The sequence below is a fragment of the Mesorhizobium sp. LSHC412B00 genome (genome assembly GCF_000503035.1).
GTDB lineage: Bacteria > Pseudomonadota > Alphaproteobacteria > Rhizobiales > Rhizobiaceae > Mesorhizobium.
Genome location: NZ_AYWB01000014.1, coordinates 210,775 through 234,595, shown reverse-complemented (window position 1 = coordinate 234,595; position 23,821 = coordinate 210,775). Strand labels below are relative to the sequence as shown.

Annotated in this window: 14 protein-coding genes, 7 pseudogenes and 1 other annotated feature; of the genes and pseudogenes, 12 read left to right on the top strand and 9 right to left on the bottom strand. The window is 59.2% G+C overall.

Annotated features, from left to right (window positions below; translation table 11 throughout):
• Positions 1 to 204 precede the first annotated feature (204 nt).
• Complete coding sequence (locus X757_RS142395) at positions 205 to 480, top strand: acyl carrier protein (RefSeq protein WP_023679571.1); 276 nt, start codon at positions 205 to 207, stop codon at positions 478 to 480.
• 105 nt (positions 481 to 585) lie between these two features.
• Here X757_RS142395 and X757_RS142400 read toward each other — a convergent pair whose 3' ends face one another.
• The 3 genes and pseudogenes from X757_RS142400 to X757_RS01000000165235 all read right to left on the bottom strand — a co-directional run bounded on the left by X757_RS142400 (position 586) and on the right by X757_RS01000000165235 (position 2,110).
• A complete protein-coding gene (locus tag X757_RS142400; RefSeq protein ID WP_156933478.1) occupies positions 586 to 1,140 on the bottom strand; it encodes a hypothetical protein in 555 nt (184 codons plus the stop codon).
• 51 nt (positions 1,141 to 1,191) lie between these two features.
• Positions 1,192 to 1,371 carry a hypothetical protein gene (locus tag X757_RS142405; protein WP_031194388.1) on the bottom strand — a complete coding sequence of 60 codons (180 nt, stop codon included), beginning with the start codon at positions 1,369 to 1,371 and terminating at the stop codon, positions 1,192 to 1,194.
• Positions 1,368 to 2,110, bottom strand: a pseudogene (locus X757_RS01000000165235) (IS6 family transposase). Before X757_RS01000000165235 ends, X757_RS142405 begins: the two are co-directional and overlap by 4 nt.
• A 278-nt stretch (positions 2,111 to 2,388) precedes the next feature.
• On the opposite strand from X757_RS01000000165235, the gene X757_RS142410 reads away from it, so the two are divergent.
• The 3 genes and pseudogenes from X757_RS142410 to X757_RS01000000165230 all read left to right on the top strand — a co-directional run bounded on the left by X757_RS142410 (position 2,389) and on the right by X757_RS01000000165230 (position 4,002).
• Positions 2,389 to 2,766 (top strand): hypothetical protein, encoded by a 378-nt coding sequence (locus X757_RS142410; protein WP_023693588.1) that lies wholly within the window; start codon positions 2,389 to 2,391, stop codon positions 2,764 to 2,766.
• Between the two features lie 234 nt (positions 2,767 to 3,000).
• Positions 3,001 to 3,164: pseudogene (locus X757_RS1000000167025) on the top strand (DUF1403 family protein); the annotation flags it as partial.
• A gap of 154 nt (positions 3,165 to 3,318) precedes the next feature.
• Entirely contained in the window at positions 3,319 to 4,002 is a 684-nt protein-coding gene (locus tag X757_RS01000000165230; RefSeq protein WP_245275100.1) for an IS6 family transposase, read from the top strand.
• A 137-nt stretch (positions 4,003 to 4,139) separates the two neighbouring features.
• Here the strand turns inward: X757_RS01000000165230 and X757_RS01000000165225 are convergent.
• Positions 4,140 to 5,997 (bottom strand): annotated as a pseudogene (locus tag X757_RS01000000165225) (potassium transporter Kup); the annotation flags it as partial.
• Between the two features lie 502 nt (positions 5,998 to 6,499).
• Between X757_RS01000000165225 and X757_RS1000000167020 the strand changes: the two are divergent.
• Positions 6,500 to 7,391 (top strand): annotated as a pseudogene (locus X757_RS1000000167020) (IS3 family transposase); the annotation flags it as partial.
• Positions 6,751 to 6,867: a sequence feature (AL1L pseudoknot), on the top strand. (Overlaps the previous pseudogene by 117 nt.)
• Here the strand turns inward: X757_RS1000000167020 and X757_RS1000000167015 are convergent.
• A pseudogene (locus X757_RS1000000167015) lies at positions 7,370 to 8,817 on the bottom strand (IS30 family transposase). The pseudogenes X757_RS1000000167020 and X757_RS1000000167015 overlap by 22 nt on opposite strands.
• A gap of 30 nt (positions 8,818 to 8,847) precedes the next feature.
• On the opposite strand from X757_RS1000000167015, the pseudogene X757_RS142415 reads away from it, so the two are divergent.
• The 4 genes and pseudogenes from X757_RS142415 to X757_RS142435 form a co-directional block, all read left to right on the top strand.
• Positions 8,848 to 9,150 (top strand): annotated as a pseudogene (locus tag X757_RS142415) (integrase core domain-containing protein); the annotation flags it as partial.
• A 533-nt stretch (positions 9,151 to 9,683) separates the two neighbouring features.
• The gene (locus X757_RS1000000169120; RefSeq protein WP_245261469.1) at positions 9,684 to 10,226 is read left to right on the top strand and encodes a hypothetical protein; all 543 of its coding nucleotides are present in this window, start codon (positions 9,684 to 9,686) and stop codon (positions 10,224 to 10,226) included.
• A 247-nt stretch (positions 10,227 to 10,473) separates the two neighbouring features.
• Positions 10,474 to 12,219 (top strand): type IV secretion system ATPase VirD4, encoded by a 1,746-nt coding sequence (virD4, locus tag X757_RS142425; RefSeq protein ID WP_023727267.1) that lies wholly within the window; start codon positions 10,474 to 10,476, stop codon positions 12,217 to 12,219.
• 642 nt (positions 12,220 to 12,861) lie between these two features.
• On the top strand, positions 12,862 to 15,396 hold the full coding sequence (locus tag X757_RS142435; protein ID WP_031251512.1) for a two-component system VirA-like sensor kinase: 2,535 nt from the start codon (positions 12,862 to 12,864) through the stop codon (positions 15,394 to 15,396).
• An 863-nt stretch (positions 15,397 to 16,259) separates the two neighbouring features.
• On the opposite strand, the pseudogene X757_RS01000000165220 reads toward X757_RS142435, so the two are convergent.
• The 4 genes and pseudogenes from X757_RS01000000165220 to X757_RS1000000167010 all read right to left on the bottom strand — a co-directional run.
• Positions 16,260 to 16,866: pseudogene (locus X757_RS01000000165220) on the bottom strand (coproporphyrinogen III oxidase); the annotation flags it as partial.
• A gap of 912 nt (positions 16,867 to 17,778) precedes the next feature.
• Positions 17,779 to 18,156 (bottom strand): ParB N-terminal domain-containing protein, encoded by a 378-nt coding sequence (locus X757_RS142445; RefSeq protein WP_023727262.1) that lies wholly within the window; start codon positions 18,154 to 18,156, stop codon positions 17,779 to 17,781.
• A 486-nt stretch (positions 18,157 to 18,642) separates the two neighbouring features.
• On the bottom strand, positions 18,643 to 19,440 hold the full coding sequence (locus X757_RS142450) for a hypothetical protein (RefSeq protein WP_156933477.1): 798 nt from the start codon (positions 19,438 to 19,440) through the stop codon (positions 18,643 to 18,645).
• A gap of 138 nt (positions 19,441 to 19,578) precedes the next feature.
• On the bottom strand, positions 19,579 to 19,866 hold the full coding sequence (locus X757_RS1000000167010) for a hypothetical protein (protein WP_081726247.1): 288 nt from the start codon (positions 19,864 to 19,866) through the stop codon (positions 19,579 to 19,581).
• Positions 19,867 to 20,431: 565 nt separating this feature from the next.
• Between X757_RS1000000167010 and X757_RS1000000167005 the strand changes: the two genes are divergently transcribed.
• From X757_RS1000000167005 to X757_RS142465, 3 genes are all read left to right on the top strand, one after another.
• Positions 20,432 to 20,851, top strand: coding sequence for a hypothetical protein (locus X757_RS1000000167005; protein ID WP_084567147.1), 420 nt, complete (start codon positions 20,432 to 20,434; stop codon positions 20,849 to 20,851).
• Between the two features lie 193 nt (positions 20,852 to 21,044).
• On the top strand, positions 21,045 to 22,700 hold the full coding sequence (locus tag X757_RS142460) for an MFS transporter (protein WP_031242934.1): 1,656 nt from the start codon (positions 21,045 to 21,047) through the stop codon (positions 22,698 to 22,700).
• 258 nt (positions 22,701 to 22,958) lie between these two features.
• A complete protein-coding gene (locus X757_RS142465) occupies positions 22,959 to 23,741 on the top strand; it encodes an NAD(P)/FAD-dependent oxidoreductase (RefSeq protein WP_023727258.1) in 783 nt (260 codons plus the stop codon).
• Positions 23,742 to 23,821: the final 80 nt, after the last annotated feature.

The window sequence follows — 23,821 nt, the reverse complement described above, 5'->3', positions numbered from 1 at the left end:
GACTGGCTCACGTGAAAGAACATAGTCAAACTGCTTGCTATCGTGGACTGCGGTTACCTTCAGGGCATGCATCGGCGATGAGGCGCCGCATTGCGGCATCATCGTCAATGACAAGAACATGTTTCAACGGCACACCTGGTTTGGGGGTTGCGCCCCGATCAGGGTTGCATTACCTGAATCTGCAAGCAAAAGGCTGTATTAGTGATGACATTACTTGAAATTGAACAACTGGTTCTCAAAACCCTCAATGCTCTAGTTGCCGAAAAAGTAGAGGTGTCGATGACAACCAGAATGCGGGATCTCGGCCTCGACAGCCTCGACTATAACGAGCTTGCTACGGCGATCGAGAGCCGACTTGGCTGGTTTGTCGACGATTACAAGCTCTGGCAATACGAGTCCGTAAGGCATGTCGCCGACGCCGTCGCCAGTCAGGAGTTGCGCACCGCGGAACCACCAGCAGTGCGACAAGTGCTGGAGTAGTGCTGTAGGCACAGGTTACGGTGAGGGCAGCTTGGGCGGCGGTAGCTATTGCCATTGCTCCGCTGTGGTTTCTATTCGTGACTGGTGTGTTTGAGAACTGTTGGGTCAGCCCGGTCCATGTCGCAGTGCCGATGCCCCTTTGGTGGCGTTGCCCGCAATTGCGATCGCTGCGCCCAGGGCACCAATGCTGACGGTCGTTGTCAGGCCACCCGTTGAATTGTTGTCAGAGGCAACAGTGCCCACCACACCATCCCAATTGGTGGTCGTATAGACCGACATGTTGTCACGGAACACGCTCTCACTATACGTGGTCACGATCGTTGCCGTCGTACCGGTTGGCACGAGGGCCGACCACACTGACAGATAGACCACACCAGAATTGAAGATGCTTTCCACCTGAGCGAGAAGGGTGGCAGCCACACCCCCAATCGTCATACTGTTGACGGTCACTGCACTTTCGGTCTCAGTTGTCACGATGACACGACGATTAGCGTGTGGCGCGACAAGAAGCGGAATGCTGGTGTGGGTGTAAACGGTCGTGGCAGTCGAGTCTTCGTGAGTGCCATTGAAGACCAGATCTATCGGGAACATTTTCTCCCAGACGCCCGAGCTGCGCACATAGACCTGTCGAGCCTTGGTCCAGAGGCTTGAGATTTTCACCCATACGGCTAGCCGCCCCCCAGACCCCGGAGGCTTTGACGTAAAGGGCCATTACGGCTGCACCCAGAAATCACCGTCCACGCCGCCAGAAGGGGCAGCGGCCGAGATCGTGACGCTGCGATTTGCCATCGTGCCGACGCCGAGAAGCGCCTTGGTCTGGGCAATGGACTGCGGTCGACGATAATTGTCCCCGGTGCCGTCACTCGACACGCGACCGACGAAGCTCGTCACAGCGTCGGCACCTGTGGCGTAGGTCGAGCGGTACAAACGCGTCGTGATATCACCAGCGCCATCGCGCTGAGGCGATGAACATGTATGGCGAGAGCAGAACGTTTGGGGCGGGACGAAGAGGTTGCGGAGGGCTGACAAGGTCGAGACGAAGCGTTGCAGGCCTCCCGGCGATCGGACCTCTGCATCATCCGCTCCCGTTTTCGCGGCGGCACATGGGAATTCTCCGCTCCGTTGTTCAACCCCTTGTGCGACCGGTGCTTGACGTCCGGCATCACCTGTCGCTTTGCCGCTCCATACGAGCGCAGCTAGTCGATGATCATGCGCTTCGGCGCGAGCCCCTGCTTCTTCAACGGCCGCGTCAGCAAGCGCTTGGCGGCCTTGGTGTTGCGGCGGTTTTGCACGATTTCGTCCAGCACATATCCATCCTGGTCGACGGCGCGCCACAACCAAAGCTTTTTGCCGGGCGATGGTGACGACCACTTCGTTCAGGTACCAGACATCATTCCGGCACGGCGGCTTGCGGCGCAAGCAGCGAGCGCAGTCCAGCCCGAACTTAGATGCCCCACCGGCGACTTGTCTCATACGAAACCACGATGCCGCGTTCCAGCAGCATTTCCTCAACCAGGCGCAGGCTCAGCGGAAACCGGAAATAAAGCCAGAGCGCGTGGGCGATAATAGGCGGCGGAAATCGGGGGGCGTGTAGCTGACGGCGGGCGTATTCATGCCCCCCGGCGTCCATGTCGCAAATCTTGATGATTGCTTTGTGTGTCAAGCCCGCCGCAGGTCTCAACGCGTTCATATGCAGACATTGTGAAAATCGCCCTATTCCGCCTTTTTTTACCGCCCCTTAAGTCCCCCGCTCGCATGCTTGTCGATGCATTGAACTCATAGCCATCGGCCAAGGATTTTGGAAAATATGGTTCCGCTCGCAGCAGAAAACGTGAGAGTCGCTGTAGGCCTAACGTCAAGGGGAGAGAGCGGTTTGATTGGACGAAATGGGTACCGGAGTACCGAGTCATGAAGCCACGAGGTAATCTGGTCCGACTGAAGCAATTTCAGGTGAATGAGAAGCGGCGACAGTTGCACCAGCTAGACATCATGATTGCCGATTTCGAACGCATGGCGCGAGAACTGGACTTCCAGATAAACGCCGAGGAAACGAAGGGCGGCATCTCCGATGTCAATCATTTCGCTTATCCGACGTTCGCCAAGGCCGCTCGCCTACGTCGTGACAACGTCAAGAATTCGCAATCGGACCTTCTGCGGCAGAGAACCGCAGCCGAGCCATGCCTCGCCGAGGCTGAAGCAGAGCTCTCCAAGGCGCAATTGCTAGAATCGCGCAGCGGCAGAGGCCACGACCTCGAACCCGGCAACCGAAGCGCCATGATCGGCTGAGCCGGACGGCTTCAGTGCGCCTCAATTCGCGACACCGACTGGCCGTTGGCGCGCGAGAGGCGTGCGGGCACTGTAAAGATATCAGCGTCTTGATGCAGCGATAGCTGGTCGGGACGGCTGTCATGCTGCGGCGACATACGCGATTTTGTCCAGATTTGCATAGCGGCGTTACGCAGGTATGGGGGAAAGTGGAATTGGTTGGCAATCGGATCATCGGTGGAGACGAACCGCTGCCGGCGGACCGGCGCCTGGCGGCAACGCCTGGCGCTTTCGGCGGCGGCGGTAACGGCAAAGCAGGCTGGCCGCGTCGAGGATGAAGCGGCCCCTGCGTGATGCCGTTCTGCTCACGGCCGGGAGACGGGGTCGGCCCCGCCGGCCGGATGCTGCTCGCTTGGCGCGGCACCGTAAAGTCAACCGACAGCTTATGAAGATGTGCTTACATTGGGCCATGTCAGAAGTTGCTCGTGGTCCGCTCTATGGTCGCCACCGCTTTCCCCCGAGATCATTGCGCACGCGGTATGGCTCTACTTTCGCTTTCCGCTCAGCCTGCGCATGGTTGAGGACATGCTGGCGGCCCGCGGCATCATCGTCACGCATCAGACCGTTCGAAGCTGCGCGGAGAAATTCGGACGGCATTTCGCCCAGGAGATCAATATCAGCCGGCTGCCTGGGCGACAAATGGCATCTCGACGAATGTGTCGTGGCTATCAGTGCAAGAAGCAGTGGCTCTGGCGTGCCGTCGATCAGGACGGCTTCGTCCTCGAAGTGCTGGTACAAAGCCGCCGAAATGCCAAGGCGGCAAAGCGTCTGATGCGCAAGTTGCTGAAAGCTCAAGGGCGGACACCACGGATCATGATCACCGACAAGCTCCGATCCTATGATGCCGCCATGCGCGACCTCATGCCCGGCCTCGAACACCGGTCGCACACAGGCCTGAATAATCGAGCGGAAAATTCGCACCAGCCGACCCGACGACGCCAAAGGATCATGAAACGCTTCAAGTCGGCACGCCAGCTTCAGCGGTTCGTTTCCATCCATGATCCGATTGCCGACCTGCTCACTTTCCCTGCAATGCGCTGTCATCGGCTCAACATCGAGACCTGCGTAACGCTCCCATGCAAATCTGAACAAAATCGCGTGTGTCGCCACAGCGTGACAGCCGTCCCGGCCAGCTATCGCTGCATCAAGCCGCTGAAACTTACAGTGCCGGGCGCGCTGCTACCTGAATTTCCTTAACGCTCATTCAATGTGACAGCACCGATTCTTCTCAACCGCGGCATGCCCTAAATCGCCACCTGCGTGCCGATCTCGACCACACGTCCGGTCGGGATCTGGAAATACTCCGTCGCATCGGCCGCCGAGCGGGCGAGCNGCGTGCCGATCTCGACCACACGTCCGGTCGGGATCTGGAAATACTCCGTCGCATCGGCCGCCGAGCGGGCGAGCGCGATGAACAGCTTGTCCTGCCACACCGGCATGCCGGAATTGGGCGATGCTTTGAGCGAGCGCCGCGACAAGAAGAACGACGTCGTCATGATGTCGAACTTCCAGCCCTGCTTGCGGCAGATCGCCAGCGCGCGCGGAATGTTGGGCTGCTCCATANGCGGTGCCGGACACCAGCTGCGGCTTCTTCTTCAACAGATTGCCGGCGAGGAAATCGAGCGGGATTTCGTTGCGACGGGTCTTGTCGAACAGATAGCGGCTGCCGCGCACCCAGGTCCACATCGCCAGAACGATGGTGAAGGCCACCGCAAGCGACGCCCAGCCGCCCTCGAACACCTTGACGATGTTGGAGGCAAAGAAGCCGATGTCGATGAATGCGAACACCGCCGTCATCGCCACCGCCACCCACAGGCGCCATTTCCAAATGCGCGTCATGACGACGAACAGCAGCACCGTCGTCACCAGCATGTTGCCGGTCACCGAGATGCCATAGGCGGAGGCNATGCGCGTCATGACGACGAACAGCAGCACCGTCGTCACCAGCATGTTGCCGGTCACCGAGATGCCATAGGCGGAGGCCAGCTTGCTCGATTCGCCGAAACCGACCACCAGCAGCATCACCGCCAGCGCCAGCAACAGATTGACACGTGGCATGTAGATCTGGCCCGACTGCCGTTCCGAGGTGTGCAGGATTTCGAGACGCGGCAGCATATTGAGCTGCACCGCCTGCCTGGTCAGCGAGAAGGCGCCGGAGATCACCGCCTGGCTGGCGATAACCGTCGCGGCGGTTGCCAGCACCACCATCGGGATCAGCGTCCAGCCTTCGTTCATCTCGAAGAATGGGTGGCCGACGTGACCGTTCTTCGCCAGCACGAAAGCGCCCTGCCCAGCATAGTTGAGCAGCAGGCAGGGAAACACGATCCACAGCCAGGCGACCACGATGGGCCTGCATCCGAAATGGCCGAGATCGGCATAGAGTGCTTCGGCGCCGGTGACGGCGAGGAAGATGGCGCCGATGGTCACGAAAGCGACGTCGGGCGAATGGATCAGGAAGGCGACGATGTAGTGCGGGCTCACCGCCCACAGGATTTCTGGATCGGCGATGATGTGGTTGAGACCGGAAAGGCCAATTGCCAGGAACCATACGGCGGTCACCGGGCCGAACACCAATCCCACCCCGCCGGTGCCAAAGCGCTGCACCGCGAACACCATGGCCAGGATGACCAGTGTCAGCGGCACCACATAGGGCTGGAAGGTCGGCGTGACGACGTTCATACCCTCGACAGCCGACAGCACCGAAATCGCGGGCGTGATGACCGCGTCGCCGAAAAACAGCGAGGCGCCGACGATGCCGATGCCCAGGATCACCGCCGACCGCTTGGGGAAACTGCCGCGCGCTAGCGCCATCAGCGACAGCACGCCGCCCTCGCCGCCGTTATCGGCGCGCAGCACGAACATGATGTACTTGATNGCCATCAGCGACAGCACGCCGCCCTCGCCGCCGTTATCGGCGCGCAGCACGAACATGATGTACTTGATGGTGACGATGATAGTCAGCGACCAGATGATCAGCGACAGCACGCCGAGGATATCGCCGCGCTCGGCGACATTGCCGCCCGACGACGCCACCAGCGCCTCACGGAACGCGTAGATCGGGCTGGTGCCAATATCGCCATAGACAACGCCGAGCGCGCCTAGCATCAGCACCTTGGGGCTTTGCTGTTCGATTGCCGGATGGCTCGACTGTTCGACGGGTTCTGCCTCGCTACCGGTATTGGTAAGGACCATGGACGACACTCCGATAAGGGGCGGCCCTCTACCTTTGCTGCACTGCAATATCAAGTGCCGCGACGTAATGGCTCCGGATGCGGACCGCATTTGTTGCCGCACCGGCGGATTGTCTCATACGAAACCACGATCCCGCTCCCGGGCCATTTCCTCGACGAGACACAGGCTCAAGGGGACCTGAAGGAGGGCCAGACCGGATGGGCGATGATCTGCGGCAGGAAACGATGGCGCTGCTTGTAGCTGACGGCATATCTTTCTCCTTTGTGTGTCTGCCAGACGAGCGGGCGGGCACGGAAGTGGTCGCGCTCTGGCTGCCAGACATACTCGTCCAACCTGATGAAAACCTGACTTGTACACCCAGCCCAAACAGGTGCGAGGGATCGGTTATTACCAAAGGCTCTGAGGGCTGATTCTCTAGGGTTTCCGCCCAGATTGATCCGTGCCCCTTGTTGTGTTCCGCCCCGGGTTGATCGGAGGCTCCAACTCCTGAGAAGGTGGAACCATGACAAGCAAGGCGACCAACAAGTTCTCTCCCGAGGTCCGGACCCCCCGCGGTGCGGCTGGTTCTGGATCACGAACGCGAGCATACGTCGCGCTGGGCGGCGGTTTCATCGATCGCCGCCAAGATCGGCTGCAAGAAAGCCGAGCGTGACGGCGGCGTGCGCGCCGGAGTTCCCACGGATGCTGCGACGAAACTGAAGGCTCTGGAACGCGAGAGCCGCGAGCTTCGCAGGCCAACGAGAGCAGGGCTTCCGCGTATTTTGCCCAGGCGAAGCTCGACCGCCGGTTCAGGCCACGATCGCGTTCATCGACGATCACCGCAAGGCGCATGGGGTTGAGCCGATCTGCAAGGTGCTGCCGATCGCCCCGTCGACCTACCACGACCATGTCGCCAAGCGCGTCGACCCCTGCCGGCTGTCGGCTCGGGCAAGATGGGATACAGCCTCGAAGCATGAGGTCCGACGGTTTGAGGCGAACTTCCGCGTCTACGGCGTTCGCAAGGTCTGGCGGCGGTTGCGTCGCGAGGGCTTCGACGTCGCCCGCTGCACGGTTGCCCGCTTGATGAAGGCCATGAGCCTCGAAGGCATCGTCCGCCGATCCGCACTACGGTGAGCGACAAGGCCGCACCTTGCCCTCTCGACCACGTCAACCACCAGTTCCACTGCTCCGCGCCGAACATGCTGCGGGTCTCCGACTTCACCTGCGTCGCGACCTGGACGGGCTTCGTCTATGTCGCCTTTGTCATCGACACCTATGCCCGTCGGATCGTCGGCTGGCGGGTGAGCCGGACGGCGCATGCAGCCTTCGTTCTCGATGCCCTGGAACAGGCTCTCGATGATCGGCGGCCCGTGCGGGGAGGCGGGCTCATCCATCACAGCGATAGAGGCAGCCAAGGCGGATTCAACCGGATCGTCGCAACACCGGCATCATACTGTCCCCCAAGGAGTTGGTCGAGGAGTTCGGCAGGTGTTTTCCAGCCGAGCGTTTTGCGCGGTCTTGTGTTGATAGCATGGGCGACTGCGTCCAGTTCCCGGGCTGTGTGCCGACTGAGATCCGTGCCCTTTGGAAAGTACTGTCTCAGCAAGCCGTTGGTGTTTTCGTTGGAGTCTCGCTGCCACGGGCTTGGGGATCGCAGAAGAAAATCTCGAGCCCGGTGTCGATGCGCAGGTCGGCTGCTGCGCCATTTCCGCTCCATGGGCCCAAGTCAGCGACTGACGCAGTTGCTCGGGAAGTTTGCCCATGGATCGGGCTATGGCTCTGCGGACTGCTTCAACGCCGTGGCCGGCAAGTGGTGGACCGTTCTTGATGCGCAGGCTCTGCTGATAGCCATTGCATGCGCGGCAGGTGAAGCACGCATTGTGAAGCGTGAACTTCGTTCCACGAGCGTACCGATCGCCTAGCTTCCGAGGCCAAGGATGAGGTCGCCTTCCCAATGTCCGGGGACAGCCCGATCGGCAATTTCGGCCGGACGGTCGCTTATTATAAGGGCGTCTCCAATGAAGGACTTGTTGCGAACTCGGGCCCGTTCGCGCGGTACGCGCGTTCGGGCGGTACGCGCAACGCTCGGCCTGAACGCAGACATGCGGTCAGTCCTCGGCGCAATGCTCCGCGTCCTTGAATGTACAAGGACTGATAGATCGTCTCGTGGCTGATCCGCATGGTTTGATCCTCTGGGTAATCGATCTGAAGCCGATTTAGCGATCTGCTCGGGGCTCCAGGTTGCCGACCACCTCCGGCTCTGTCGTTTTTTCCACACCCACCTTGGGGCCCTCGAATGAGGCGCCATTGGGGTTGGTGACTTTGCCGGCCAAGCGCTCCTCAACATATTCACGCAGAGCCGGATTGACCGCCAGCTTGCCAGGAGGCCGGCGGGACTCACGATCGGCGTGCCATTGGGCGGCACTGGCCGGTAATCCAGATTGCCGCTACGCGTCGCGGCATTGCGCCTGACCTCCCGCGAGATTGTGCTCGGCGGCCGACCTAGCTTACGAGCAATGGCCCGGATGCCGATCCCCTTGGCAAGCTCAAGCGCAATATCCTCGCGCTCCCGAAAGAAAGATATCGCCCCGAAGGCGGCTTCGCCCACGGCGCCAAATGCGTTGGCGGCATCCCTCCTGTACTCCGAAACCAGCGCGGACCAAGAGGCGTTGATGTACCGGCATCCAGTGCGGCCTCCTCGCTCGAATGTCCCAAGGCAATAGCTTGCCAGAACCGGAAGCGATTCTCACGCTGCCAGGCAGGCGGACGCCCGGGCGAATCCAGCTTCTTTCGAGTGCACCGATCTAAGCGCGTTGGTGAACCGTCATTGCCACCTCCAATCCCTTGGTGTCGCGACGACCGGTTGAATCCGCCCAATACGTCAGCATTCGATACACCGAGCGCTTGGCGGAGGCCGGCGTCGAACCCTCGGTGGGCAGTGCCGGCGACTCTTTCGATAATGCTCTCGTCGAAACGATCAACGGTCTTTACAAGGCCGAGGTGATCCATCGACGCGGACCCTGGCGCTCATTTGAGGCCGTCGAGTTCGCCACGCTCGAATGGGTCGACTGCTTCAACAATCGCCGGCTGCTGGAGCCCATCGGCAACATCCCGCCGGCCGAAGCCGAGGAACGCTACTACGCCATGTTGGATGAACCAGCCATAGCCGCGTAACTCAAACGAAACGGCCTCCGGAAAGCCCGGGGCAGTTCACATCGCATTTGATGCCAGCTTCATCGTATTTTCTTCGGCTTGGACGGGCACTTGGCAGACCCACAGAGCTGGGAACCCTTTGCCATACTACAACTGTAACATCATATCGGTTTAGCAGGTCAAGCTTCGGTGGTAACCTCTGGGTAGAATAACTACTTTGGAGGCGAGCAATGGATCGCGATAACAAACGGGCACGCGCAGCTGCAAGATCATCTCAAGGCGTGGGGAGCAGTAGCCTCCGTGACGTTCCAGAGGGGCCATTGAGCGATGTTGCAGAACGGCTGGTAACCGCTAACCCGCGCGATACAGCGCGAAATCTTGGGGGCTTCAAAGGCCTCGGGACGCACGAGCGAACAGCCGTTCGGGGCACTCAACCCGGGCCAGAAACTGACCTCGCGAGATTTGAAAGGCGGACCAATCGGCTTGGACGATCAGCCATCAATCTGGCCGCGACATTAACAGCCGAATTGGGGTACAGCACGGATGACATAGCATTGCAGAAAGTCGGAGCGGCCAGTAATCTAGGCAATTACCTAACGCCAGGGCTGCAAGATGCTATTGTTAATCGCATTGGCAACATGGATCCGCCGTCGCAAGCTCTCGGAACTTATTACGTTGCGCCACACTTCAGTAAGTTTACTGAGGAAAACAAATCTCGCATTCTTGATCAGGCCATTGGATTGGCTTCTTCTGATCCGGATGGCAATGTCAGAAACATGGCATCCAATGCTATTCTCAACATGTATCACCAGTTCGACGCAAATCAACAGGCCCAAGCTCACTCAGTTTTTCCCGGCATGCAAGACATCTTGCCGCACATGCCGCCGCCGCAGCATGCAGCAGAGGAACGGAGTGCGAATCTGGACGGCCACATAGCAGGTATTGAGGCTGCAGTCCGTGATACAGTAGGCCCGCAAACCTCCTATGAACAGCTGCAGCGGGGTGCTCAAGTCGGGCGGTCCATAAGCCAAGCCTACAATCACGCCCGAGAGGACCTAATGGAGGCCACCAGAAGCAGAGATCGCTCCGGCCGTTGATGTCTCGGCCATGGTACAGTGACGCTTTCTCTCCCGAATTCCGTCTACGGCCTTGCCGTTTCCAATTCGCTGGCCGTTGACGTACCTGCTTAGTGTAACTTTCAAAAACCACGTCTGCCGGGTGATGCGCTGCAAGCATCGCACCACCCACTGCGGCATCGATCTGTCGAGCGGCGACATCGCGCGACGCCGGTTCGGTCTCTGAAGCACGCGCAGCATTAGCTACGGCTAATCCGGCAATGGAACAATGCTTTCAACAAAAACGACGCCCCCCAACATAGCCATTAGCATCGCGTGCTCACTCGCCGTGGGCTTCTGTGCGGCAAGTCTTTACGCAACCTTCCGCCACGGCGGCAGCGGCGAGGCTCTGATGGCGTTTGATGTCCGTGCCTTTTGGTTTGAAACGCCCTTCTATTTGGGTTTCGCAACCCCCGTTTTCTATCGGGGCGCGGCTATCGTGCTCTCGACGTCCGCGGTCGTCTTGCTGATTCAGCAGATCGTATTGCGCCGCAAGCTCGAACACCACGGGACGGCTCGTTGGGCTCGAGTGGATGAAATGCGACGCACGGGATATCTGCGACGATACCGTGGCGTGACAGGGCCGGTGTTTGGGAAGACAAGTGGCCCTTTCTGGCCTGGCTACTTCCTGACCAATGGCGAGCAGCCTCACAGCCTCATCGTTGCACCGACCCGCGCTGGCAAGGGCGTCGGCATAGTCATTCCAACGCTACTTACATTCAAAGGCTCGGTGATAGCTCTGGACGTCAAGGGGGAGCTCTTTGAGCTCACCTCGAGGGCGCGCAAAGCCGCAGGTGACGACGTGTTTAAATTCGCGCCGCTGGATTCGGAGCGGCGCACAAACTGCTACAATCCGCTGTTGGATCTTATAGCGCTGCCTCCACAGCAGCAATTCACCGAAGCCCGCCGCTTGGCGGCAAACCTGATTACGGCCAAGGGGGAGGGCGCGGAAGGTTTCGTCAGCGGCGCGCGAGATATCTTTGTCGCGGGAATCCTTGCCTGCATCGAGCGGGGCACGCCAACAATCGGCGCCGTCTATGACCTCTTCGCCCAGCCGGGGGAGAAGTTTAAGCTCTTCGCGCGACTCGCCATGGAGACTCAGAACAAAGAGGCACAACGCATCTTCGACGACATGGCGGGGAACGATACGAAAATCCTAACCTCCTACACTTCCGTGCTCGGCGATGGCGGGCTCAACCTGTGGGCGGATCCCGCTGTAAAGGCGGCCACAAGTCGCTCGGACTTTTCGGTCTATGATCTTCGCCGTCGCAGAACGTGCATCTATCTTTGCGTTGGTCCGAACGACCTTGAGGTGATCGCGCCTTTGATACGCTTGTTTTTTCAGCAAATCGTTTCAATTCTGCAGCGGTCGCTGGCCCGCCGGGATGAAAAGCACGAGGTTCTCTTCCTGCTCGACGAGTTCAAGCACTTGGGTAAGCTTGAGGCGATCGAGACCGCAATCACGACTATCGCGGGCTACAAGGGGCGTTTCATGCTCATCATCCAAAGCCTTTCGGCACTGACGGGGGCTTATGGAGAGGCTGGCAAGCAGAATTTTCTCAGCAATACCGGACTGCAAGTGTTCATGGCCACGGCTGATGACGAGACTCCGAACTACATTTCCAAGGCCATCGGTGAATACACCTTTGAAGCAAAATCGATTTCCCACAGCCAGGCGCGAACGTTCGACTGGACCATTCAGAATTCACATCAAGGTGCACCGCTATTGCGTCCCGAACAGGTTCGGCTGCTCGATGACGACTACGAGATTGTTCTCATCAAAGGTCTGCCACCATTAAAATTGAGGAAGGTGCGTTATTTCTCGGATCGCATTCTGAAACGCATCTTTGAACGCCAGACAGGCGCCCTCCCGGAGCCGGCGCCCTTGACGGGAGCAGAGGAGGCGCTCTCCGCCGAATCTCAACTCGATGACCCGCTGTGTGAATTGGCGCAGGACTTTGACGATACAGTTTGATGTGAGGCTGGTGTGGACCCGGCGAAATAGTAATCCATCCCGTGTAACAGCTTTGTCGCAGGTGCAGGACGCCGGCTTGGAAGACGGGCAAGCGGTCCAGGCCCGGCGAGTGGGCTTTGAGCAGCACGTGTCCGAGGCGCTCCGGCCGCTGTTCGATGGTCGAGCTGACGAGCCGCCTACCGATCCAGAGGAGCTTCTGCGACTGGAAAAGGGGTTTCGCGAGGTGCTTCAGCGAGGGCAGGATCATCAAGCCGCCTCGTCTTTTTTCAGCGATCCAAGGATGCCCGCTGGACGGGATGACCCCAAGGGAAGCGTGTCGGACGCTTTCGCAGCAGCCGGCTCTAGGCACGCCGGAGTTGAGGCCGCCGCCCCGCCAGTGTTAGCTGCCAGCCAACAGCAGATCCGGCCCTCGCCAGTTGCGTTTGACCGACCGGTATCATCCTCGGCTGCTGCAGGCGTGCGCTTGTATGCCCCTTCGATGATCTCTCGGAAGACCAGTTCCGAAAACTGCGATCAGTTGCCCGCCTTGTGCTGCCGCCTCGCCGTCGAGGTCGAAACGCCCGCGAATCAATGGAAGGTCAGCGGGCCATGGGGGCAGAGTGCTACGGCGTCTACACCGCCTATTTGAGGGGAGAGGTACACTTGGCTTTCCTGTTCCAGCAGCATCCGGCCGCACACCGACGCGATGGGGAGCTAGAATTCAAATCGGACCTTCGCAAGGCACGCACCGCGGATCAAACGCCGTTCGTTTGGGAAAAATGGCTCAGTACCGACAAAGCTTCTGTAATGGCCCTAGTGGCCTCGGTCGCGCTCTTGGTCGCGATACAGTGGCAAGACCCCCAGATCAACGAGGCGGTCCTAAGCGAACTGCGGACGATTCAGATCAACTACGCATTGCTCCAGCGAGACGTCGCCCGCGCAGACATGGTATTGGACTTCCGTTCCGTTGCTTCTACCGGGCAAGCATTAAAAAGGAACCTTCAAAACTACCAACGCCTTGTTGAGATCTCGCCCAATGAGAGCTCCGGGGTGCACTCCAGGTTGGTTGCACAGCTCAAAAATTCCCTCGAAAACACAGAAGCTGCCATCTCGGCCTCGGCCGCGCAAAATGAGCTTCTGCAAAGCTCTCTGGTACGCTTTGCTCGCTCGGCTAATCGCCTTCGGGGGGGAGTGTCGAACAGGCCTGAATTTTCCAATCTGATCCTTCAATTTTCGGCCAGACCGGGATTCAGCCTCGCATTACAAATCGATCAGTCTCTCCGCCGACTTCCTCCTAGCCAGGACCAAGTCACGGAGGATGTTGCCCGCGAGGGCCGCGCTATCCTGTCCTCAATGTTGAGGTTGGACCGCGCTGTCAATCGGATCCCATCCTTCGACACGTTCGCCAAGGCTGCCGAATTGGAGCGAGAACATCTGAAAGCCTACAGCTTCGCCAGCGCGCAAGCGCAGCGTACACGACTTTTCTTTGGCTTGGTGTCCATATGCCTCTGCTTGTTTGCGACCATTCGAGCCTCCACGCTGCATGTGCGGACGAACCGGTTGGAAAGGCGGTTAGAGCTTGAAGCGGCGATGAGTGAGATCGAAGCTTGTTTCATCGACAGTCAAGCAACGAAGGCTTCGCGGCGCTTCTCCACCGAAGCAGCGCTTAGACTCATTCAATGCGTTTTCAATGCGGATCAATGCGCGCTTGCTCTGGTGGATCCGAGTATCAGCAGGAATACCGAGTACTTTGTCGCGAACAAGCGCATGCGCGTCTGGAACGCCACGCTAATCAATGAAGTCGTCTCACTTGTACACCCGGAACAGCCAGTGTTTCGCGTCGTTCCCGCCTCGGAAGTGGTTCGGACTGCCGTAGGCACTACCGGTGTTTGTCAAATTGTTGGTTGCAGGGCCTCCGATCAGCAGGCTGCGGTTTGTATCCTTGTTTTTGAAGGAGATCGCTCACCACCCTCCACAGACGACCTCCTGGTTCTGGCGAGCGCTACTGTGCGTTTAGGCAACCATCTTGAAATGCAACGTGTACACACGGAACGTAACCTTTTTGAGAGTCGATGGGAGCATGCGGAAAGGCTGACGGCTGTCGGCACAATCGCAAGCGGCGTTACACATGAATTCAATAATGTTCTAGGAGCAATAGTCGGCTACGCAGAGATGGCTAAAGGTCTTGTGCGTCGCCCCTCGAGAATTCGGGGCCACATCGGCCAAATTATCTTGGCCAGCAACCGAGCCAAACTGATTATTGACCAAATTTTGTCACTAAGCCGAAATCGGAAGCGCGTGACGATGCCTTTCGACGTCTCGGAGAGTGTAATGGATCTCGCGCCATTGCTGCGGGTTGCACTTCGTGTGGATGTTCAGTTGAACTTCAAGATCAACGAGTGGCAAACGGTAATCGAGGGCAGCCCGACCGAGATACAGCAGATCCTTATGAATCTATGCAAGAACGCATCGGAGGCTCTCTTGAATGAGGGCCGTGTCGAGATTAGCGTTTCTCGCGCTCACGTCTGTCAAACGAAGCCCGTGGCTAAGGGCACCTTGAAACCGGGAGATTACGTTCTCCTCTCCATCAGCGACGATGGCCAAGGAATCGCAAGTTCGGTGCTTCCGCATATCTTTGAGCCCTTTTTTACCACGCGCTCTCGCGTCGGCGGGACCGGACTGGGTCTTGCTGCAGTGGACCGCCATGTGAGCGCGCTCGCAGGATGCCTTGACGTCACCTCGGCTGTTGGCCGAGGTACACGCTTCGATCTCTACTTACCGGCCTGCGCTGAGGAGCAGGTCAGAGCTGATAGCGCGTTCGGCCCATGCGATGGATCACTTGGCAACGGAGAAATCATTGCAGTCGTTGACCCCGATCCAGCAGCGTTGGAGATCTACAAGGATAAGATCGCCGCGCTGGGTTATAAGCCGGTCGGCTTCGCGACCTTCGAGAGTCTTTGCGACTGGATCGAGAGCGGGAAGGCAGCCGACCTCCTAATTTTCGATAAAGCGACTTTCCTCGGGCCAGGACAGCCCGAAGCCGTACGTACCACCCTGATGACGGTGCCGATCATCGTCGTTGGTGGAAGCGACCCCATGCCGATCACATCTGGTAATCAGACCTTCGTCCTTTGGCTAGCCAAACCGGTCTCGTCCAGGACGATGGAGCATGCAATTCGTAGGATGATAATGGCATGATGCCGCCGACGCGCTCAGGATACCGAGCTACCGAGGCAGTCGGAGGCGGAGCCGGCTGGGATCCAGCAAATACAAGAGCGTCGGACGATCTCTGCGCACCCGGCTCATGGCGAGTTCCCCTCGAACACTGTCGTCGGCTTCCGCCCAAGGAAGGGCTCCCCGACCACGGCAAACCTGCCGCCGTGCTCGTTACCATCAAGGACAAGTCGCCCCGCGATGGGGTCTGCGGGCCTCCATCCTTGACAAGTCACTGCGCGCTGGCGGCGATAGGCGACGGGTAATATAAGGTCGGGACGAGGAGATGGTCGCCAATCGGTCACGCAAGATGGTTGACGAAATGACTCGAGAGCAAAGCTTGACAATCATCGCCCCATTCACGCCAGACTTCTCCTGTGCGTTCATCATCGGCTACGGCTCCTCGCTGCCCCGACAAGGCTATCGCCGCCCGGCCGGGCAAGCGATATCCCAGGTTCCGACGTGTTCCTTTCATACTAGATGGACCTAGGCCCGGCAGGGCGGGAACATGAGGCTGGGTTCTCGGTCGCGGATCTGTGAGGCAAGCACGGGGTAAGCGACGGCTCGACCCACCATTGGGAAGGCCGGCTTCGGCACGGAGGTGCGGCCTCGGCGTTGAGAGGCATCGGATCGGGTGTAGCAGGACTTTCGAACTAACTGCCGACAACACACTGAATAGGCTGTCCTCGTCGTTCGGTCCAGTTCACCAACGCCTATGTCGACATTTTACGGCGCTTCACTACTAACCGGGCACCGCACGATGGCAGCTCGTTCTCTCCGGCAAAAGATACTCCCTGTGTTAGCTTCCGTCTTGTGTGCTTGCCCTCACCTGCGGGATACGTAAGGCCATCGCTAAAAGCATCGAATGCGGCAGCGACAGCGCGAATCCCAAAGCGATGCTCCCGCCGTACGCGGACAAAACCGTTTTCGAAGTCCACTATTCCGTCCTTGGCCAGCATCGCCAAGCGCTCAGCCGAATCGCGAAGACGGATCGGATCAGATCCGTGGGCGACACAGATTGCCGGCACGTCAGCCTCGAAATCGCACATTAGTCGCTCGATAATTGCGGCTCGCACGCGGTCGTCGTCTGTGAGGCGATGGCCCTTCGATGTCGCCAGTCGGCCAGCTGCGATGTGCTGGATGTAGAAATCCCGTGTAACTTCGTTTTGAACGTACCCCTGGCCGATGCGGCCGATAGCCGACGCGCCGAAACCGATCAGGGTTCTGCAGGTATCGGCAGAGTAGCCCAACNCCGATCTCCCGGTAGCCGGCGGCAACCAGCGTCACGGCGACAGCCGCATGCTGTTCAGCGCGGGCAGCGCTGTGGGGAAGAAATTCCGCCTCAATGAGGCGCTGGTTCTTTATTTGGGATGGGATATGCGAGTAGCCGAACAAGGCAAGCCGGTCGGGGCGCATGGCGACCGCTGCCCTCGCCGTCTCGACCCACGACACCACCGCGGCAGGCGTCCCATGGTGATAACAAACCACCTTGCCGCTGAGCTCGCCTGTGTCTTTGCGTTATGCCAGTCCGTTCCGCTTAGATGTCTTGGCTGTTCCCGACGAGACCTCACGCGCACCGTTTTATTCCCACCATCCCCCCGTCAGCTCCGCCTGGGAAATTCTGCCAGCTTGCCGGATCCGACGAGATAATGCAGCGCTGGGACGGACTTTGCTCGCCAGCTAGCGACCGTGGTGATCTCTGCCAAAAGGACGAGGCCATGAACGCGATCGGCGCTAACGGTGGCGGTTTGTATAAGCCTTGGGGTGGGAACTGGGCCTTCTATGCTGGCGCCACATACAAGCTCAACGAGACAACTTCGTTCTACCTTCGGCTCTCCCGGTGACCAGCTCTCAGTAGCGTCGCGGCAAACGTTGCCTATTGGCTTCTTTTCGATTTCACAGCTACGGCCACTCCAAACTCAGCAGTCGGCAAGATGGAAGGCTCCAACGGGAACTGCCCAATGCGAACAAGAAGAGCAGTGTCGGCAGTAATCCTGCGCCTCGAACGCTCATCCTAACCCCGTGAAGCGTTGAGCTCCGAGGTTGAGCAGACCAAGCCCGCAACACGCTCCAAGAGAACGGCGCATAGAAGCCATACGAGATTGCAGCCTAGCCTCGGGGCCGGACGTTGTTTCATATCAGACCGGTGGGGATGAAGCCTGCCATCCAGCACCCGGTCAGTTTCAGGTCAAACTTGAACTCCCAGTCGGGTCAGAACGCGATCAACTGGCAGTCCGGGCACTTAAAAATGACAAATGGATCGCCTGCTTTTGGGCCATCCATGGGGAATTCGGGCGCGAGAGAACAAGCTCACACACATAAGCGAAGCTCCAGGCGAATGTTGCGCTGGCCGAGGCAGAACCATGTTTAAAGCTGCCTGTTTTCCACCTCGAACCTGTCTGAGTCCGGCCGATCGTCATGGATCGGCCAAAGCATCGGCCAGATTGCTCCCTCAATTACGGTTTGTGCATAGTTGTCAGTGCGATAGGCCTGCCGAACATCGGCCATGATCATCATCGGCAGCATCGATTTGTGTCCAAGCCTGGCAGCGGTGGCAGTGCCGATGCGGCCCTCGTCCAGCAGCAACCGCAACGCCCCCAGTCGCCGCCCTCCGGCGACGACTTCGAACTTGGCTCCCTTCGGCGCCTTGCGGGTCACAAGGTTATGGATGAGGCCATGGGCCTCGATCGTGGCGGCCAGTTCGGCCCTACCTGCGAGCGGGATAGTGATTTCAGCAGTATTCATCGACTTGCTCGTTGTTGATTTCAGGGATTGACCTGAATTGTTCAGGTCCCCTGAACCCCTGCCTCGCGGCGAGTAGCGGGGAGCGAGGGGGGCAAGTCCCGGGGGCGGAGGGGTCTCCCCGGTCTGCACCTAGCGAAGCGGAGGAAGATGGGGGAACCCGCCCGCGGCGGCTTGCTAGGGAGAGAGGGCCGCGCGCCTCTCTTCCCGCTACATAGGAAAGGTGCCGCTAGGCACATCCATGTCGGCGCAGCCGTGCCGCGAAGCGGCCCAAGAGAGAAGAGCGTACAAAACGGAAGCACCGAAATGCACGCCAGCGGGACCAAGTCAGATCGGTGCAGGAGAAAGACCGTGGCCCTGAGACCGGCTCAACAGGGCGGCCGTAGGAGCATCAGCAACGCGCCGCCGTCAGGCGGGATGCGGAACGGACGGCCCCCGGCGAAGGGCGCCGTTCTCTTTGAGCTGCGACCCTGGTGAGCGCCTTCGTGCCTAAAGCTGTGCCGTCGGGCTAAGCTTCAGCTTAAGATCGTTCTGAAAAGTCGAACATGGTTCGTCGAGGTAACCCTTGAGGGAAGGATCCTTGTCGGGTTCCCTGTTTTTCGACAAAATCGCCCTGCAGAATTTATATTGCGATTTGGCGGCATCGCACTGCTGGGTGTCCGCCTTATAGCAAGCGTGGACCAAAACGGCTCCCACGTAATCATGCTCGACGTTGTTGGAAGAAAGGTGGGTCTGAATGTCTTGGAGAATGGCAACTCCATGGGACATCCCATCTGCTCCGGAGTAGGTCATTACGAGTTGACCGGGTCGTTCAAAGCCGCTTACCGAGCCGCTCCCTGCAACGTTCTCGTAGGTGCCAGACAAATCCGGGGCCGACGTGAATGTCACCTTGAAGGGGTGCCCCAGGCCGACGGGGGTGACATCCGTAAAGTCGGGACCGTAGTACACCGAGAGATACCACTCGCCCTCTGTAAGAGCGTTGGGGGCTTTCCCGAGCCCAAGGCGCTGCATGCTCTTGTCGATGACAGTCCGAACGACGTTGGACGTGCCCTGCTGGATGCCTTCGCCGAAGCCGGTCCAGATGAAGGCGCCTACGGCCAACACAGCCACACCCAGCAGGCCGAACCTCGCACCTGTTGACTTCGTTTCACGCCCTGGCTCGATTTCCGGCTGGTCCTGCATCCGCCCCTCGCAACGCTCGTCGGGAACAACTTGGGACCCGATTAAGGGCTCCAAGGGATCGGTCAGCAGGCTTCCAGATGAACTTTCTTCTTCATGTGCATTCATCCTCGACTCAAGGGCACTTGCCGTGCGGAGCCGAACACACGCAGTATGGAGATGATAACCCGATTGCGGCTTTCAAGTGTCCTCGCATCCCCCGAGGGCGCCACCTGATCTCTCGGGCAACCTTGTTCGGCGCCGCAGTTATTGAGGCGGTCGGCTTGGAAGCAGTTCCTTATGGCCCTCATGCATAAACCAGAGCACCCGTTTGAGATGACTGCGAAGGGCCTTACGGGCGCGGATTGGCTCTTTGACCGGATCGATACCCAGTACATCCAGCGCCATCTCCTCTTCGCTGGCACTGTCGGCGCAAGCGTCCATGAGCTTCAAATAGAGCTCGAAATGCTTGTCATCATATGCGGTTAGGCTTTCCGACCAGGGGACTTCCGTTGCAATGGTTGGATCAGGCGTTGGGCGCGATCTGCTTTTCATCCATGTCTCGCTTTGGCGATGAACCATGCCCCCGTTCCGATTCAGAATATCTCCATCTAGCGCACTTTCAACAGTTCTCGGCCTTCTTTCGGACAGTGCCCAATCGTTGCATATGGTCGTGGGTTCCAAATTGGCACGCGGCTGCTCGCGACCAATACATCCTCAACTTGGCGAGGCCATGTAACGCCCGGCTGAACCAGAATGGCGCGGCTAACGCATCGCCGATTGGATCGAACCTCTTATTTTAGCTTCGCGATAATCTTGTCTGGATGCTTGCAAGCGTCCATCATGCCGCCGTACATACGCTTAAGGATCTCGCCCATCACCGTACGAGCAGCAAACATTTCCAAACTCGATCTTGCAACTTGAGCCTTTGCGTTACTGCATAGCTGCATTGCACAAAGTGTGTTTGCGCATTGCACAACTTTTAGCCATTAAGCTTACAGCTGATGCACGCGATGGTTTGCTCCCATTCCATCGTATCAGCTGTCCCCCTCTGAAGGTTTTGACTTTACATACCTCGGTTTTCCGATGGCCCTTTTTTTGGCAGTCGCCACGTCGCTAATTGGAACGCGGCTCGATCGCCGGTTCAGCCATCAGGCTTTGGAACCCGTTCTGCCCGGCCGACCCCTCCCGACAACAGTCTGACCTTCGCCAGCCTTCTACGGGCAAGCATTCGCGCCAAAAGTTCAAAGCCGCGTCCGTAACATTCGACGATGAAAGCCAATGTCATCAGGTCAAGCAGAAACTCGTCGATCGCATGTGTGAGCGCATCAGACTTTTGTCCGAACTGAAGGAGCAGGGCGCGCGCGTCTTCGATCGCGGCCTGGCAATCGTCTGCATCTATCAGGGAACTGATCCTGTCAAAGATCTGCAAGCGTCCTCACTTTTCGGAAGCCACACTCAGCATCGGAACAGGGTAACGTTTCGCGAAAAATCGCTCGGCAGCGCGTCGAACGAGCATGATGCCTCAAATGACATGTGAATTCCGGCTCACCAACATGTCGTCGAAGGCGAGTGAGCCGGCCCATGTCTGCGTCTCGGCCGCCAGACCACTGGTCAGGAGGAACTGTGGCCACATTCGTCGGAGACAAATGGGTCCATCTATTCTTCCAGCCGCCACGGTTCAGCCTAGATTACATGGGAAGCGACAATAACGGAAAGCAAAGGATCGCAAAATGAGTAGGGTGGCTGGATCAAACGAAGATTTGGCTGCACCAACGACCTTTGGGCCACTTCTGCAGCCCACTTTTCGCTCGATCTGGCTCGCCACGCAGGTTTCAAGCCTCGGCTGGTTGATGCAGACTGTCGCCATCAGCTGGCTGATGGCAACGATCTCGACTTCCGATCTGATGGTTGCGTTGGTTCAGGCTTCATCGAACCTGCCCGCCTTCGTCTTGTCTGTCTTCGCCGGGGCTCTCGCTGACAATTTCAGCCGGCGCCGGGTCATGTTCGCCGGTCGGTGCCTTATGGTGACTGCCTCCGCGATGCTGACCGCATCGGTGGCGCTGGGCTTTGTCAGTCCGTGGATGATCCTCGGCTTCAGCTTCTTGATCGCAAGCGGCGGTGCTCTCAATGATCCGGCCTGGCAAGCGTCGGTTGGCGATATTGTGGATCGACGAGATGTTCCCGCTGCCGTCACCCTGCTTTCTGTTGGATTCAATACCGTCCGGACTGTGGGCCCGGCGCTCGGCGGCATTGTAGTTGCCTCGTTTGGCCTTATGGCGGCATTCGCGGTGACCACGCTCACCTATTTCGTACCCTTGGCCACTATTTGGCGCTGCAAGTGGAAGGTTCGTTCTTCCCCTCTTCCACGCGAGTCGATGAGGACGGCGATCTATGACGGGCTGCGCTTCACGGCGATGTCATCGGAAATCAAGGCCGCGATCGCGCGCGGAACCCTCTTTGGCTTGGCGAGCATCGCCATACTCGCGCTGCTGCCGGTGGTTGTCCGCGATCAGCTGGGAGGAGGCCCGCTCGCCTATGGCGCGCTCATGGCCGGCTTCGGGACCGGAGCCGTTTTCGCTGGCCTGTCCAACAGCCTGTTCAGACGGAGCTTGTCGCAGGAGCGGCTGATGAGGCTCTCCTGCGTCGCCTGCGCGGCGTGCTCACTTTCCCTGGCACTGACAACTTCGATCGGGGTGGCGGCAATTGCACTCGCTTTGGGCGGCGCGGGCTGGGTCACCGCCTGGTCAGGGGTCGGTGTGAGCGTGCAGCTGGCAAGCCCGCGCTGGGTCGTGGGGCGCACCATCTCGATCTACTATGCTTTGATAGATGGTGGAATCGCGCTCGGCAGCTGGGTGTGGGGCACGGTGGCCGAAAACCATTCGCTGGCCCTGGCGCTGCAGGGTTCCGCTGCCTCCCTGATGTTCGTCGCTGCAGCCGGCGTTCTGTTTCCTCTTCGCGAGCGCCGCGACTCAGAGCCCGATCCTCTGGAGGAATTCGATGCCCCGGCTGTCGCTCTCAATCTGAAGCCGAGAAGCGGCCCGATCGTGGTCAAGGTCGAATATCTGATAGCCGAGAGAAATCTCGAGGCTTTCCTCGACCTCATGCGGCAGCGGCGTCATGTACACAGCCGGGTCGGTGCTCGGAATTGGACGCTCCAGCGGAACTTGCAGAAGCCTATGCATTGGACGGAAACGTTCCGCACGCCGACCTGGACGGACTACCTTCGCCTCAATCATCGTCTGACGGAAGTGGACAAGGAACTGGACGAGCGTGTCTTCCAGTTGCACGCGGGAGAGGAAGCGCCTCAGATGACACTTTCCATCGAGCGACCGACAAGCTCGGCCCGCAAGCCCGAGCACTCAGCTTTTCGCCATCCCCGTCATTGAAGCCCGGCCGGCACAGAAAACGCGATTCTTGTCTATCGCGCTCAAACCGGTGCGGGAGACGGACAATCCACCAAAATTCGATGATGGGTGGCAGAGAAGAACCCCAGGCTTGGAGAGTGCGACCGATCGGTCCCCACGGTGAAGCGGAGCCTGGGGCTACAGCGGCACGCGACTATTGCCACGTGTCACCTTTTGAATTTAAAGTCTTCCTCAGTCCGCCTCGCTGATCCGGGCCAACGCTATCTTGAGGTTGGCATTTTGTCCCGCCAGCTCGCTGAGACGATCACGTTCGGCGGCGACCACATCCGGACTGGCGTTGGCAACGATGCACCCGCGCGGAGCGTGCTGTTGCTGGAAGCAGGAAGGCATGATCGGCCAAAGCCGGGAGAGGTGCTGCCGGCAGTAGCGAATGGGCTGCTGCGTCAGCTTGGTGTCTGGACGCCGTTCGCCGAGGCCGGCTTCGTTGAAAATCGTGCGCTTGTTTCGGTGTGGGCCAATGAAGTTCCCAGCGAGCGGCACGGCATGTTTTCCGCTCAAGGTGCCGGCTGGCAGCTCGACCGGACGCGATTCGACCGGCTGATGGTGCAGGCGGCCAAGGCGGCAGGTGTGGACACGCGGTTTGGCTCGGCCGTGGGTTCGGCAGTGCGCGACGATCAAGGCTGGCTGCTCAAGCTGGCCGATGAAGCTATCGTTGCCCGCGCCGTGGTTTGGGCGACCGGTCGCAGTTGGAGGCTGGCGCGATGTTTCGGCGCCAAGCTCACCATGCACGGACATCTTGCCGCCTACACACGCTTTTTCGACCGCGCACCGGGCGATTGCAGCATGGTCGTCGAGGCGCGTCCCGAAGGCTGGTGGTACAGCGCCGACTTGCGCGTGCCTCACCGATCCGGATCTGGGCAGCGAACTGCGCAAAGCCGGACATTGGTACCGCGCTTTAGCCGCAACGCAGTCCATCGCGCCGCTCGTGCCGCCCAACGCAATCGAGACCGCCAGCATGATCAAGGCGGCGGGAACCGCAACGATCGATCCCGCCGCCGGTGACCGCTGGGTCGCGGCGGGCGACTGCCTGTTCTGTGCCGATCCACTGTCATCACGCGGGATCGTGCATGCACTCCGCTCAG

What these genes read in the sequence shown, in the direction of transcription:
- X757_RS142395 (WP_023679571.1), top strand. Translation starts at nt 205, where the DNA reads ATGACATTACTTGAAATTGAACAACTGGTTCTCAAAACCCTCAATGCT.
- X757_RS142410 (WP_023693588.1), top strand. Translation starts at nt 2,389, where the DNA reads ATGAAGCCACGAGGTAATCTGGTCCGACTGAAGCAATTTCAGGTGAAT.
- X757_RS01000000165230 (WP_245275100.1), top strand. Translation starts at nt 3,319, where the DNA reads ATGGTTGAGGACATGCTGGCGGCCCGCGGCATCATCGTCACGCATCAG.
- virD4 (WP_023727267.1), top strand. Translation starts at nt 10,474, where the DNA reads ATGCTTTCAACAAAAACGACGCCCCCCAACATAGCCATTAGCATCGCG.
- X757_RS142445 (WP_023727262.1), bottom strand. Translation starts at nt 18,156, where the DNA reads ATGAATACTGCTGAAATCACTATCCCGCTCGCAGGTAGGGCCGAACTG.
- X757_RS142450 (WP_156933477.1), bottom strand. Translation starts at nt 19,440, where the DNA reads ATGAATGCACATGAAGAAGAAAGTTCATCTGGAAGCCTGCTGACCGAT.
- X757_RS1000000167010 (WP_081726247.1), bottom strand. Translation starts at nt 19,866, where the DNA reads ATGAAAAGCAGATCGCGCCCAACGCCTGATCCAACCATTGCAACGGAA.
- X757_RS142460 (WP_031242934.1), top strand. Translation starts at nt 21,045, where the DNA reads ATGAGTAGGGTGGCTGGATCAAACGAAGATTTGGCTGCACCAACGACC.